A 12982-nucleotide genomic window follows, 5' to 3' on the forward strand; every position below is an offset into this window, starting at 1 on the left:
GGCAGCCATTATGGCAGCGCGCCGCCCCGGCGCCGGCGATAACCGCAAGGGCGTGATGGGCGGGCCGCCTCAGGCGCCGCGCAGCACCCGATCCAGTTCCAATACCGATTGGTACAAGACCCGCGTGCCGTCCAGCAACTGTGCCGGTTCAATCCATTCTTCCGGGCAATGGCTGCGGCCGTTCAGGCACGGGATGAAGATCATGCCGATGGGGCCGGTGGGCGCCATGTAGACGGCGTCGTGGCCGGCGCCGCTGGGCAGGCGCATCGACGCGTAGCCCAATTGGTCGGCCGCCGCCTTGACGGCGTCCATCACCAAGGGCGAGCAGTCGGTGGGCTGGGCGCGGCTTAGCGGGGTGAAGCCCGCCGTCAGGCGCAACGCCTTCAGGTCGCTGGCCACGCCGGCCATCAGCGTTTCCGGGAAGGTGTCAAGCACCGCGTTGCTGTCGCTGCGCATTTCCAGGGTCATTTCCACGCGCCCCGGCACCGCGTTGGCGGCGTTGGGCGTCATCGACAGACGGCCCACGGTGGCCACCACGTAATGCGGGTTGCCGCTGGCGGCGCTGGCCTGGCGGCTGGCCGCGTCGATGATGCGGGCGGCGCCCACCAGGGCGTCGCGGCGGATGTCCATGGGCGTGGTGCCGGCGTGGTCGGGCTGGCCTTCCACCACGATCTGCACGCGGCGGATGCCCACAATGTTGGTCACCACGCCTATGGGCAGGCCACGGCTTTCCAGCACGGGGCCTTGTTCGATATGCAATTCGACGAACGCGGCGGTGCCCCCGGGGCCACGCAGCGGCGCGTGCAGCGCGGCGGGGTCGCCGCCGATGCGCGCAATGCCTTCGGCCAGCGATTCGCCGTCGGGGTTACAGGCGGCCAGCATGTCGGCCGTGAGCAGGCCGCTGAGCGCGCGGCTGCCCACGCACGAGATGCCGTAGTCGCTGGGTTCTTCGGACAGGAAATCGATGACTTCAAACGGGTGCGCCAGTTCGATGCCGTGCTCTTGCAGCGTGTGCGCGACTTCAATGCCGGCCAGCACGCCGATGATGCCGTCAAAGCGGCCCCCGGCCATGACCGTGTCGCAATGCGAGCCGGTGGCGATGGGTTTGCGCAAGGGATCGCGGCCTGCGCGCGTGCCGACCAGGTTGCCGCCCGCATCCAGCCGAGTGGCCAGTCCGGCGGCCTCGAATTCGCCGCGCAACCAGGCGCGTGCGTCATCGAACAGCGGCGAAAAGGCGCGGCGCGTCCAGGGGACGTCGGGCAGGGTGAATTGGGACAAGGCTTCAACGCGGGCCCACAGGCGGTCGGCGTTGAGCGGCGGGAATGCGGGGGAGGGGGAAGTCGGATGCGGCATGAAGAAATTCCTGAAGATGCGCCAGGGATTATGTCATGCGTGCAAGTGGTGTCCCGCCCATGGGCGACGTATTCAGCCCGCTGCGGGCTTTGCAACGCCGCCTTTGCAACCCCGCCTCAGGACCCCCGCCGCCAGGAAGGTTCACGCTTTTCCAGGAAGGCCGCCACGCCTTCGCGCGCTTCCTCGGTGCTGCGACACGCGGCGATGCGTTCGACGGTGTCGGCGATCAAGGCGGCGTTGATGGGGGCGCCGGCAAAGTCGCGCACCAACCGCTTGCTGGCCTTGACCGCGTCGGGGCCGTTGGCGCAGAGCGTGCGGCACAGCGCGTCGACCGCCTCGCCCAGCCGATCAGCGGGAACGACGTCATGCAGCAGGCCGAGGCGCAGCGCGGTGGCGGCGTCAAACCGTTCAGCCGTCAGGAAGTAGCGGTTCGCCGCGCGTTCGCCCATGGCGCGAATCACGTAAGGGCTGATGGTGGCCGGTAGCAGCCCCAAGCGGGTTTCCGACAGGCAGAAGTGCGCGCTGTCGGCCGCGATGGCGATGTCACACGCCGACAGCAGGCCCATGCCGCCCGCATAGGCGTCGCCGTTCACGCACGCCACCACCGGCTTTGAGCACGCCCAGATGGTGTGCAGCATGTCCGCCAGCCGGGTGGCGTCGGCGCGGTTGTCCGCATCCGTGTGCGTGGCCATCTTGCGCATCCAGTTCAGGTCGCCACCCGCGCAAAACGCCTTGCCGGCGCCGGTCAACAGCAGCACGCGCACGTCAGGGTCTTGCTCGGCCTGCCGCACTGCGCTTGTCAGCGCGGCGATCAGCGCCTCGTCGAAGGCGTTACGCATGTCGGGCCGGTTCAGCGTCAGGCGGGCGATGGCGCCGTCGCGCGCGACGTCCAGCGGGGGGGGTGCAGTCATGCGGGTCTCCTCTTTCTTTGAATAGTGCTCAATAAATAATAGGGGTTTAGTCAGAAGATTCTATGGGTAAAACTACCTTTATGGGATGCGTGGGTTGTAAGTATTGAGTTATCCTCAAAAAAATATCGGAGCGATCCATGGACCCACAAGCAAACCAACATGCGGCCCCTCAAGCAGGCAACCACACCGCCACCACGCGATACGCCTCGGTCTTTCGGCCGGGCCTATTCGACGGCAAGACCCTGGTGGTGACGGGCGGCGGCAGCGGCTTGGGACGTTGCACCGCGCACGAGCTTGCGTCATTGGGCGCGAACCTGGCGCTGGTGGGACGCAAGCCGGAAAAGCTGGAAGCGGCAAGCGCGGAAATCGCGCGCATCTACCCCGAAGCGGCGGGGCGCATCAGCCTGCACGCTTGCGACATCCGCGACGAAGCCGGCGTGCGCGGCGCGGTGGCGGATGTGCTGGCCCGGCACGGCGCGATCGACGGGCTGTTCAATTGCGCGGGCGGGCAGTTTCCCGCTCCGCTGGACCGCATCAGCCTGAATGGCTGGAACGCCGTGGTGCAGAACAATCTGCACGGCACCTTCCTGATGGCGCGCGAGGTCTACACGCAGCATATGCGCCAGCACGGCGGGGCCATCGTGAACATGCTGGCCGACATCTGGGGCGGCATGCCGGGCATGGGGCATTCGGGCGCGGCGCGCGCCGGCGTGTGGAACCTGACTGAAACCGCGGCCTGCGAATGGGCGCATGCGGGCGTGCGGGTGAATGCGGTGGCGCCAGGGTGGATCGCGTCCAGCGGCATGGACAGCTACGACGACGATTACCGCGCGGTGCTGCGCGACCTGAAAACCAAGGTGCCGCTGCAACGCTTCGGCACCGAGGCCGAGCTGGCGGCGGCGGTGGTGTTCCTGCTGTCGCCCGCGTCAGCCTTCATCAACGGCACGGTCATCCGGGTGGACGGCGGCGTGCCCAACGCTCGCCATTCCTGGACCTTGCAGCCGGCCGAGCGCGGCGAGGTCTATAACGGCTTTCCTCAGTACGTGCCGCCATCCTTGTTTTCAGAGCCCGCCGATTCCTCGGCGGCCTGAAGCCGATGCAGGGCGTCGCGCACTTCGCCGCGAAAGCGGGCCAACGCCAGCGCATGCTGGCGTGGGGGCTGCAAGGCCTGCCACAAAAAGCCGACCAGTTGCTCGGCCGTGCCGGCCACGTCCACGCGCGCGCCACGCAGAATGGCGTCCCACAGCACATGCTCCATCGGCCCGTAGACCGTGGAACGCAGCAGCCGCAACGGCATGTCCTGGCGGATGTCGCCGTCGGCCTGCCCCTGGGCCAGAATGCGCATCAGCGGCGCGGTATAGCGGCGCTGCAAACCCGCGTAGATCTCACCGAAATCGTCGTTGCGCGCACGCCCCTCCGACAGAATGAACGCGCACAGGCCCGGCCCTTCGGCCAGCAGGTGCCGCAAATGCGTGTGCACCAGGTAGTGCAATTGCGCACGCGCGCCCTGCACGTGCGGCAGGTTGTCTTCCACCTTGGCGATGATCTCGTCATACCAATCGCTGATTACCCGCACGCACAGTTCACGCTTGCCGCCGAAGTACGTGAAGATGGTGGCTTCGGACACGCCCAGCCGCTGGGCGATCTCGGTCGTCGTGGCGGCCTGGAACCCGGCTTCGGAAAAGACTTGGCGGGCCATGTGCAGAATGTCGCGGATGCGTTGCTCGGACTTGGCGCTGGCCGGCGGGCGGCGGGTCGGGACGACGGGGGTTTTTTCCATGCGGACGGCAAAAGGGCGGTGGGGCGGGGCTTATTATTGAGCCAGGGTCAAGCAAGTTGAGCAAGCCCTGGATTATTCATAACAACATCAGAGACAAAACCATGCTGTCCCGAGCCGAATCCTACAAGCAGCTTGTGTCCCAATTCCAATGGCAGGTGCCGGAATACTTCAACATCGGCGTGGACGCCTGCGACAAATGGGCAGACGGCAGTGGCCGCCTGGCCCTGATCTTCGAAAAAAGCGACGGCGCCCAAACGCGCTATTCGTTCGACGACATCAAGGCGCAATCCAACCGCCTGGCGCATAGCCTGACGCGCCACGGCGTAGCGCGCGGCGACCGCGTGGCCGTGTACCTGCCGCAAGCGCCCGAAACCGCGGTCACGCATATTGCCGTCTACAAGATGGGCGCGGTGGCGGTACCGCTGTTCACGCTGTTTGGCGTGGACGCCATCCAGTTCCGCCTGGCCAACAGCGGCGCGGTGGCGCTGGTGACGGATACGGAAGGGTGCCGAAAACTGCACGAGATACGCGCCAGCCTGCCGAACTTGAAGGTCGTGTATTGCATCGACGGCGACGGCGAGGACGGCACGGTGCCGTTTCACGCGGCCTCGGCCCAAGAGTCCGACGACTACACCCCGGTGAACACCGCCGCGGATGATCCTGCCGTGATCATCTACACATCGGGCACCACGGGCAAGCCCAAGGGCGCGCTGCACGCGCACCGCGTCCTGTTGGGCCACCTGCCGGGCGTGGAGATGTCGCACGAGTTCTTTCCCGAAAACGCCGCCTTGATGTGGACGCCGGCCGACTGGGCCTGGATCGGCGGCCTGCTGGATGTATTGCTGCCGGCCTGGCACCACGGCGTGCCGGTGCTGGCCCGGCGCTTTGAAAAATTCGACGGCACGTCCGCGCTGGAATTGATGGCGCGCCACGGCGTCACCCACACCTTCCTGCCGCCCACCGCGCTGAAGATGATGCGCGGTTCGGCCTACCCGGAAGGCGCCGGCCCGCTGGCGCTACGCTCGGTGGCCAGCGGCGGCGAATCGTTGGGCGCCGAACTGATCGACTGGGGTCGCCGCGTGCTGGGGGTGACCATCAACGAGTTCTACGGCCAGACCGAATGCAACATGCTGGTGTCGTCGTGCTCGTCGCTGTTCGACCCGGAAATCGGGTCGATCGGCCGCGCGGCGCCGGGCCATCGCGTGGTTATTGTGGATGACCTGGGTGTTGAAGTGGCCGATGGACAGGAGGGCAACATCGGCGTATTGCGGCCCGACCCCGTCATGTTCCTGGGCTACTGGAACAACCCCGATGCCACCGCCGAGAAATTCGTGGGCGACACCCTGCTGACCGGCGACCTGGGCGTGCGCGACGCGCGCGGCTTCATCCGCTTCGTGGGCCGCAACGACGACGTCATCACCAGCGCCGGCTACCGCATCGGCCCCGCGCCCATCGAAGATTGCCTGATCGGCCACCCGGCCGTGCGCATGGCCGCGGTGGTGGGCGTGCCCGACGAACAGCGCACCGAAATCGTCATGGCGTATGTGGTGCTGAACGATGGCTTCGACGGCGACGACGCCTTGGTCAAGGCCTTGCAGGCGCATGTGCGCACCCGTCTGGCCGCGCACGAATACCCGCGCGCCATCCGCTTTGTAACCAGTTTGCCAACGACCGCCACCGGCAAGATCATTCGTCGAGAGTTGCGCGACGGAAGCTACCGTTGAGCTCGTCTCAACCCGTGACAATCTCGTCCATGTGGATGGGTTGACGGGTTGCCCGGCGCTGCAAGTATGATGGCGCAAATTACATACGGCCCCACGCAATCGGGGCCGTATCACCATTTGTCTAAAGCATGGAGATAGCCCCAATGAATAAGCCATTGGATGGGGGTTTGGCTGCGTTGAACGTGCCTGCCTACGTCAAGCATCGCGGCCTGATCGACTGGGTCGCCAGTTTTGTTGCGCTGGCCAAGCCCGATCACGTTGTATGGTGCGACGGCTCGCAAGAAGAATACGACCGCCTGTGTGAACAAATGGTCCAGGCCGGCACGATGCGCAGGCTCAACCCCGCCAAGCGGCCCAATTCCTTCCTGGCCTGCTCGGACCCGTCCGACGTGGCGCGCGTAGAAGACCGCACGTTCATCTGCTCCGACCGGCCTGAAGACGCCGGCCCCACCAACAACTGGGCCGATCCGGCCGAGATGCGCGACACGCTCAACGGCCTGTTCGACGGCGCCATGCGCGGCCGCACGCTGTACGTGGTGCCGTTCTCGATGGGCCCGCTGGGTTCCGACATCGCCCACATCGGCGTCGAACTGTCCGACAGCCCCTACGTGGCCGTGAACATGCGCATCATGACGCGCATGGGCAAGCAGGTGTATGACGTGCTGGGCGCGGATGGCGACTTCGTGCCCTGCGTGCATTCCGTGGGCAAGCCGCTGGCGGCGGGCGAGGCCGACGTGGCGTGGCCGTGCAACCCCACCAAGTACATCGTGCACTTCCCCAAGAGCCGCGAAATCTGGAGCTTCGGTTCGGGCTACGGCGGCAATGCGCTGCTGGGCAAGAAGTGCTTCGCCTTGCGTATCGCGTCCACGATGGGGCGTGACCAGGGCTGGCTGGCCGAACACATGCTGATCCTGGGCGTCACGTCGCCCAAGGGTCGCAAGTACCACGTGGCCGCGGCATTCCCGTCGGCCTGCGGCAAGACCAACTTCGCCATGCTGATCCCGCCGCAAGGCATGGACGGCTGGAAGGTCACCACCATTGGCGACGACATCGCCTGGATCAAACCCGGCCCCGACGGCCGCCTGCATGCCATCAACCCGGAAGCGGGCTATTTCGGCGTGGCCCCGGGCACCAGCGAGCAGACCAACTTCAACGCGATGGCCACCTTGAAGGCCAACGTCATCTTTACCAACGTGGCGCTGACCGATGATGGCGACGTCTGGTGGGAAGGCATGACCGACACGCCGCCCGCGCACCTGATCGACTGGCAGGGCCAGGACTGGACGCCCGCCATCGCCCGCGAAACGGGCCGCAAGGCCGCGCACCCGAACGCGCGCTTCACCGCGCCGGCCGCGCAATGCCCGTCGATCGACCCCGAATGGGAAAACCCCAAGGGCGTGGTCATCGACGCCTTCATCTTCGGCGGCCGCCGCTCCACCACCGTGCCGCTGGTGACCGAAGCGCGCAACTGGGTCGAAGGCGTGTACATGGCCGCCACCATGGGTTCGGAAACCACCGCCGCCGCCGTTGGGCAGCAGGGCGTGGTGCGCCGCGACCCGTTCGCCATGCTGCCGTTCTGCGGCTACAACATGAGCGACTACTTCAACCACTGGCTCAAGCTGGGCAAGCAACTGGAAGCCACCGGCGCCACCTTGCCGCGCATCTACTGCGTGAACTGGTTCCGCAAGGGCCCCGACGGCAAGTTCGTCTGGCCGGGCTTTGGTGAAAACATGCGCGTGCTGCGCTGGATGCTGGGCCGCATCGACGGCGAATCCAAGGGCGTGGACCAGGTGTTTGGCGTATCGCCCAGCTACCAGGACATCGACTGGACCGGCCTGGAGTTCACGCCGGACAAATTCGAACAGGTCATGTCGGTGGACGCCGCGGCCTGGCGCGATGAGCTGGCGCTACACCACGAACTGTTCGGCCAATTGTCCCAGGGCTTGCCCGAAGACCTGCCGGCCACCAAGACCAAGATTGAAGGGCGCCTGGCTGCCTGACGCTGACTTGGTCCGATAAGCCCGTGTGCCCCATAGGCGCGCGGGCTTTTCTATTCCATGATGGCTCTCTTCATTCGGCTTTTTTGAGGAGTTGTCGTGGTGGCGAAATGGAATCTGGACGAATTTCGGGGCGACCCGGGCAGGGCGGCATGGCGCGACCCCGGCCCGGACGGCGATCTGCAAGTGGCCGTCATCCGCGACATGGAGTCCTTCCTGCTGGAACTGGACATGGGGTTTGCCTTCATCGGCCGGCAGGTGCGCACTCCCATCGACGGCGATGACGCTTGCCTGGATCTGCTGTTCTACCACCGCAAGCTACGCCGGCTGGTGGCGGTTGATTTGAAGGTTGATGAGTTCAGGGCGGCCTACAAGAGCCAAATGGAACGCCACCTGCATTGGCTGGACAAGTTCGAACGCGAACCCGATGAAGCCGCGCCGCTGGGCATCATTGTTTGCGCGGGCATGCAGAGCGAGCAAATCGAATTGCTGGAACTGGACAAGTCCGGCGTACAGGTGGCGCAATACCTGACCGACCTGCCGCCACGCGCGGTGATGGCGCAACGGCTGCAACAGGCGGCCAGGCGGGCGCGTTCGCGGATCGAGCAACGCGCCATGCGTGATCCAGGCACAATGACCCCATGAAACTTGATCCCGAAGACCTGGCCAAGATCACCGCGCTGACCTTGGCGAACTACGAAGAAAACGCGGTGGACTTCGAGGCCGGCACGCGCGGCCACGATGTCAGCCAGAACATCGCCGCCTTGTTGCGGCACATCCAGGGCGTAGCGCCCTTTGACGTGCTGGATCTGGGCTGCGGGCCGGGCCGCGACCTGAAGACGTTTGCCGCGCTGGGCCATCGGCCGGTGGGGCTGGACGGCACGCCCAGCTTTGTCGAGATGGCGCGCGCCGCATCCGGTTGCGAGGTCTGGCACCAGGATTTCCTGCAACTGTCTCTGCCCCCGGCACGCTTTGATGGCGTCTTCGCCAATGCCGTGCTGTTTCACGTGCCAGGCCAGGAGTTGCCGCGCGTGCTGCGCGACCTGTGGGCCACGCTGCGCCCGGGCGGCGTGCTGTTCTGCTCCAACCCAAGGGGCGGCAACCAGGAAGGCTGGAACCGAGGACGCTATGGCGCGTATCACGATCTGGACGGCTGGCGCACGCTGATGATCGAGGCCGGCTTCGACGAGCTTGAACACTATTACCGGCCTGATGGGCTGCCACGTGAGCAACAACCGTGGCTGGCCAGCGTGTGGCGGCGAGTCGGCTAGGGACGCAGCGTGCGTCACTGCGCAACGGGAGCGGGCGCAATGCCCGTCCCAAATGCTTCACTCCAGGGCGTCACTCCAGGGCGTTAGCCCCCAGCGCGCCGCCCCGGCCCGTCAGTGCATCTGCCCGTAGCGGCCGGCGTTGAAGTCCTGGATGGCTTCGATGATTTCGGCCTGCGTGTTCATCACGAACGGGCCGTAGCCCACCACCGGCTCGCTGATCGGCTCGCCGCTCAGCACCAGGAATACCGCGTCGTTGTTGGCTTCGACGGTGATGTCTTCGCCATCCTGCGAGAACAGCGCCAGTTGCGCATCGCGCGCCACGGATTCGCCATTGATCAGCACCGTGCCGCGCAGCACGACCAGCATGCTGTTGCGGCCCGCCTCGATCGGAAAGCTTGCCGCCTTGCCCGCGTTCAGGCGCACGTCCCACACGTCCATCGGCGTAAAGGTGCGCGCGGGGCCGGCCACGCCCGCGAAGTTGCCCGCGATGACGCGCACGCTGCCTGCGCCGTCGGGCAGGGCGGCCGTGGGGATGTCGGCATTCAGAATGCCCTGATAGCCCGCCGCCGCGGCCTTGTCCTTGGCCGGCAGGTTGACCCATAGCTGCACCATTTCCAGTTCGCCGCCCGAGCGGGTGAACGCGGGCGAGTGGAACTCTTCGTGCAGGATGCCTGACGCCGCCGTCATCCATTGCACGTCGCCAGGGCCGATGACGCCGCCATTGCCGGTGGAGTCGCGATGCTCGACCTCGCCGCTGTAGACGATGGTGACGGTCTCAAAGCCGCGATGGGGATGCTGGCCCACGCCGCGCGGACGGTCGGCCGGCTCGAACTTGGCCGGGCCCGCGTAATCCAGCAGCAGAAACGGGCTGACATTCTGGATCTTGTCGTTGTCGTGATACGAGAACATCGAGCGCACCGGGAACCCGTCGCCCACCCAGTGGGGGCGCGGAGCGGCATGCAGGCCGAGGATCTTCTTCATGGCATCTATTCCTATTGCGCGGCCCCTTCGGGGCCGTTCGTCATGAGGGTAAAGATAGGGGCGGACCCACGTTTGAGTAGTACTGGTTTCTGATAAGGACTGTTCCATGAATCGGACGATTGCCAGCCCGTACTGAAGACGCTTTCGGGCCAGTTTGATACCGTGCCGATGCTGCTTCGATACCTCTTTGATACCTTGTTCAGTCCGTCTTTGAAGCCTTGATCATGAGCATCGAGGCCGGGATTTTTAAGAATAATCTGATTTTTTGAGCCCGGCCCCCGTCTGACGTATCCTGCCGCCATGGAACATCGCGTCACCCTTGCGCCGGCCGCGCGCATCGATCAGGTTTGGGGCTTTGCCCCCGTCGCCGCGCCCGATGCGCGGGTGCTGGTGCTGGGCTCCATGCCCGGCGTGGCGTCGCTCAAGCAGGCACGCTACTACGCCCATCCGCGCAATGCCTTCTGGCCCATTGCCGCGCAGGTGCTGGGTTTTGACGCGGGCCTGGACTATGCAGAGCGGCTGCAAGCCCTGCAAGCCGCCGGCGTTGCGCTATGGGACGTGCTGCACGCCTGCGAACGGCCCGGCAGCCTGGACGCCGACATCCGCCGCGACACGCTGGTGCCCAACGATTTCGCGTCCTTCCTGGACCGCCATCCGGCCATTACGCGGATCTGCTTCAACGGCGGCAAGGCCGCCGCGCTGTATCGCCGACACGTCCTGTCCACGTTGGACCGATCGGTGGATTATGTAGACCTGCCATCCACCAGCCCCGCCCACGCCGCCGCGTCGTTCGACATGAAGCTCGCGGCGTGGCGCCGCGCGCTGACGATGTAGTTGCACGCGGCAGGACTGAAGTCGCAGCCTTTAGCCCGCAGCCCGCGGCCCGCAGCCGAAGCCCGAAGCCCGAAGCCCGAAGCCCAGGGCGGAGCCCAAGGCCCAGCCCGCCCCTCTTGGCGGGCTTTTTACCGTCCATCGCTTGATCTCCGTCCCCGATTTGATTCAGATCAACTGTCTATATAACCAAAAGTGATAAGTTAATAGCAACAAAAAGCTACCCGTCTGGAGTTCGTCCGTCATGCCTGCCTCACCCGTTCCCCCCGACCCTGCCCTGCGCGGCAAACGCGGTTTTCTCAAAGGGCTGCTTGGCCTGAGCGCCGCCGCCACGATCATCCCCATCCATGCCGAAGCCACGGGCATGAACGGCCAGCCGCCGCGCCGTCCCGGCATGCCCGGCAAGCGCTATGGCATGGTGGTCGACCTGCGCAAGTGCATCGGCTGCCAGGCCTGTACGGTCAGTTGTTCCCTGGAAAACCTGCCGCCCATCGGGCAGTTCCGCACCACTGTCCTGCAATACGAAGTCACCCCCGACGCCGGGGGGCCAAGCGCCATGGTCATGCTGCCGCGCCTGTGCAACCACTGCGACAACCCGCCCTGTGTGCCGGTCTGCCCCGTGCAGGCCACGTTCCAGCGTGAAGACGGCATCGTGCTGGTCGACAACGAACGCTGCGTGGGCTGCGCCTACTGCGTGCAAGCCTGTCCCTACGACGCCCGCTTCATCAACCACGACACGCAGACGGCCGACAAATGCACGTTCTGCGAACACCGCCTGGAAGTCGGCCTGTTGCCGGCCTGCGTGGAAAGCTGCGTGGGCGGCGCGCGCGTCATCGGCGACATGAACGACCCCGACAGCGCCATCTCGACGCTGCTTGAGGAACACAAGGCCGACATCAAGGTGCTCAAGCCCGACATGAAGACCGACCCCCACGTCTATTACATCGGCCTGCCCGACGCCTTTGTCCACCAGGTCGATGGCCAGGCGGGCGTGCGCCTGGCCGGCGGACATTGAGCCATTGAAGGGGACTTTCATGCAGATCTCGGAATTGCTCACGCCGGTCTATGACGCCGCCTGGCTGCCGTGGGCCGTGCAGTACTTCTTTCTTATCGGCATTGCGGCCACCACGGCGCTGACCGCCGTCTTCGCCGCCTTCGGCGAGGCCGGCTCGCCCTTGCGCCGCCTGTTGCCGGCCGCGGCCACCGTGCTGCTGGTCAGCGCCGTCGCCGCGCCCGTGTCGCTATTGGCCGACCTGCACCAGCCCGGCCGATTCTGGCATTTCTACGCGCACATCACGCCCTGGTCGTGGATGTGGCTGGGCGCCTTGCTGCTGCCCGTGTTCGTGGGCCTGTCGGTGCTGTTCTGCGCCGCGTGGTGGTGGGGCCGCATCGTCTGGCTGCGTGTGCTGGGCGTGGGGCTGGCGCTGTCCGCCGCGTCCATCCTGGTCTACACCGGCGCGGAAGTCATGGTGCTGCGCTCGCGGCCCTTGTGGCACACCGCGTTCCTGCCCGTGAACTTTGCCTTGACGGCCTGGCTGGGCGCGCTGGGCGCCATGTTCCTGGTGGGCCGTTGGCTGCCGGGCGGCATGAAGGCCTTGCCGGTGGCGTGCTTGCGCGGGCTGAGCCTGACCGCAGTGATCCTGATGGCGGTGGGGGCGGGCGCCTGGGCGGCGCTGGGCCTGCTGGGGGCCGACCCGTCGTTTGACGCGGCCTTGCGGCTGTTCGCGGAATTTCCCATCTGGCGCCTGAGCCTGGCGGGCGCCGTCATCACGGGCTTTTGCATGATCGCACTGTTGCAGCGGCCCGCGCGCGCGCTGGCCGCGCCGCTGCCTTCGGCCGTGTTGGCGCTGACGATGCTGGGCGCCGCCTGGATTTTTCGCTGGGTGGTCTTCATGAGCGTGCAGGGCGTGCCCAAGTATGGCGCCGGCCTGTACCTGTACGACATGCCCTGGGGCAGCGATGGGCTGCTGGGCATGGTGGGGGTGTTGGGCTTGTGCGTGGCCCTGATCACCGCGGTGACCTGGGCCCTGGAAGCCTACCCGGCGCGTGCACGTGGCATGGCGGCCTGAAGCAATGGAACACAAAGCAATGAACAAGCAACACGAAGACGACAAGCCCGGCGCGAAGCCGGGCC

General features: G+C 66.0%; 12 protein-coding genes. 8 read left to right on the forward strand and 4 right to left on the reverse strand.

The genetic code is table 11. The annotated features are described in order from the left end of the window. Positions 1 to 69: 69 nt before the first annotated feature. Both CVS48_RS15640 and CVS48_RS15645 read right to left on the reverse strand, forming a co-directional pair. A complete protein-coding gene (locus CVS48_RS15640) occupies positions 70 to 1353 on the reverse strand; it encodes a Zn-dependent hydrolase (RefSeq protein WP_100855234.1) in 1284 nt (427 codons plus the stop codon). A 116-nt stretch (positions 1354 to 1469) separates the two neighbouring features. After that, complete coding sequence (locus CVS48_RS15645; protein ID WP_100855235.1) at positions 1470 to 2264, reverse strand: enoyl-CoA hydratase/isomerase family protein; 795 nt, start codon at positions 2262 to 2264, stop codon at positions 1470 to 1472. 137 nt (positions 2265 to 2401) lie between these two features. Between CVS48_RS15645 and CVS48_RS15650 the strand changes: the two genes are divergently transcribed. Beyond that, complete coding sequence (locus tag CVS48_RS15650; RefSeq protein ID WP_100855236.1) at positions 2402 to 3355, forward strand: SDR family oxidoreductase; 954 nt, start codon at positions 2402 to 2404, stop codon at positions 3353 to 3355. On the opposite strand, the gene CVS48_RS15655 is transcribed toward CVS48_RS15650, so the two are convergent. Further along, on the reverse strand, positions 3301 to 4044 hold the full coding sequence (locus CVS48_RS15655) for a TetR/AcrR family transcriptional regulator (protein ID WP_100855237.1): 744 nt from the start codon (positions 4042 to 4044) through the stop codon (positions 3301 to 3303). The genes CVS48_RS15650 and CVS48_RS15655 overlap by 55 nt on opposite strands. Before the next feature lie 101 nt (positions 4045 to 4145). Here CVS48_RS15655 and CVS48_RS15660 point away from each other — a divergent pair, with 101 nt between their 5' ends. From CVS48_RS15660 to CVS48_RS15675, 4 genes are all read left to right on the forward strand, one after another. After that, positions 4146 to 5768 carry an acyl-CoA synthetase gene (locus CVS48_RS15660; protein WP_100855238.1) on the forward strand — a complete coding sequence of 541 codons (1623 nt, stop codon included), beginning with the start codon at positions 4146 to 4148 and terminating at the stop codon, positions 5766 to 5768. A gap of 143 nt (positions 5769 to 5911) precedes the next feature. Beyond that, complete coding sequence (locus CVS48_RS15665) at positions 5912 to 7768, forward strand: phosphoenolpyruvate carboxykinase (GTP) (protein WP_100855239.1); 1857 nt, start codon at positions 5912 to 5914, stop codon at positions 7766 to 7768. A gap of 99 nt (positions 7769 to 7867) precedes the next feature. Next, positions 7868 to 8410, forward strand: coding sequence for a PDDEXK nuclease domain-containing protein (locus CVS48_RS15670; protein WP_425265763.1), 543 nt, complete (start codon positions 7868 to 7870; stop codon positions 8408 to 8410). After that, positions 8407 to 9036 carry a class I SAM-dependent methyltransferase gene (locus tag CVS48_RS15675; protein WP_100855240.1) on the forward strand — a complete coding sequence of 210 codons (630 nt, stop codon included), beginning with the start codon at positions 8407 to 8409 and terminating at the stop codon, positions 9034 to 9036. Before CVS48_RS15670 ends, CVS48_RS15675 begins: the two co-directional genes overlap by 4 nt. A 111-nt stretch (positions 9037 to 9147) precedes the next feature. On the opposite strand, the gene CVS48_RS15680 is transcribed toward CVS48_RS15675, so the two are convergent. Beyond that, the gene (locus CVS48_RS15680; protein WP_100855241.1) at positions 9148 to 10017 is read right to left on the reverse strand and encodes a pirin family protein; all 870 of its coding nucleotides are present in this window, start codon (positions 10015 to 10017) and stop codon (positions 9148 to 9150) included. Between the two features lie 300 nt (positions 10018 to 10317). Here CVS48_RS15680 and CVS48_RS15685 point away from each other — a divergent pair, with 300 nt between their 5' ends. The 3 genes from CVS48_RS15685 to nrfD all read left to right on the forward strand — a co-directional run bounded on the left by CVS48_RS15685 (position 10318) and on the right by nrfD (position 12917). Then, on the forward strand, positions 10318 to 10851 hold the full coding sequence (locus tag CVS48_RS15685; protein ID WP_100855242.1) for a DNA-deoxyinosine glycosylase: 534 nt from the start codon (positions 10318 to 10320) through the stop codon (positions 10849 to 10851). A gap of 241 nt (positions 10852 to 11092) precedes the next feature. Continuing rightward, positions 11093 to 11863 carry a sulfate reduction electron transfer complex DsrMKJOP subunit DsrO gene (gene dsrO, locus CVS48_RS15690; protein WP_100855243.1) on the forward strand — a complete coding sequence of 257 codons (771 nt, stop codon included), beginning with the start codon at positions 11093 to 11095 and terminating at the stop codon, positions 11861 to 11863. 19 nt (positions 11864 to 11882) lie between these two features. Further along, complete coding sequence (gene nrfD / locus CVS48_RS15695; protein ID WP_100855244.1) at positions 11883 to 12917, forward strand: NrfD/PsrC family molybdoenzyme membrane anchor subunit; 1035 nt, start codon at positions 11883 to 11885, stop codon at positions 12915 to 12917. Positions 12918 to 12982 lie beyond the last annotated feature (65 nt).

This window comes from Achromobacter spanius, from assembly GCF_002812705.1.
In the GTDB taxonomy this organism is placed as follows: Bacteria; Pseudomonadota; Gammaproteobacteria; order Burkholderiales; family Burkholderiaceae_B; genus Achromobacter; species Achromobacter spanius.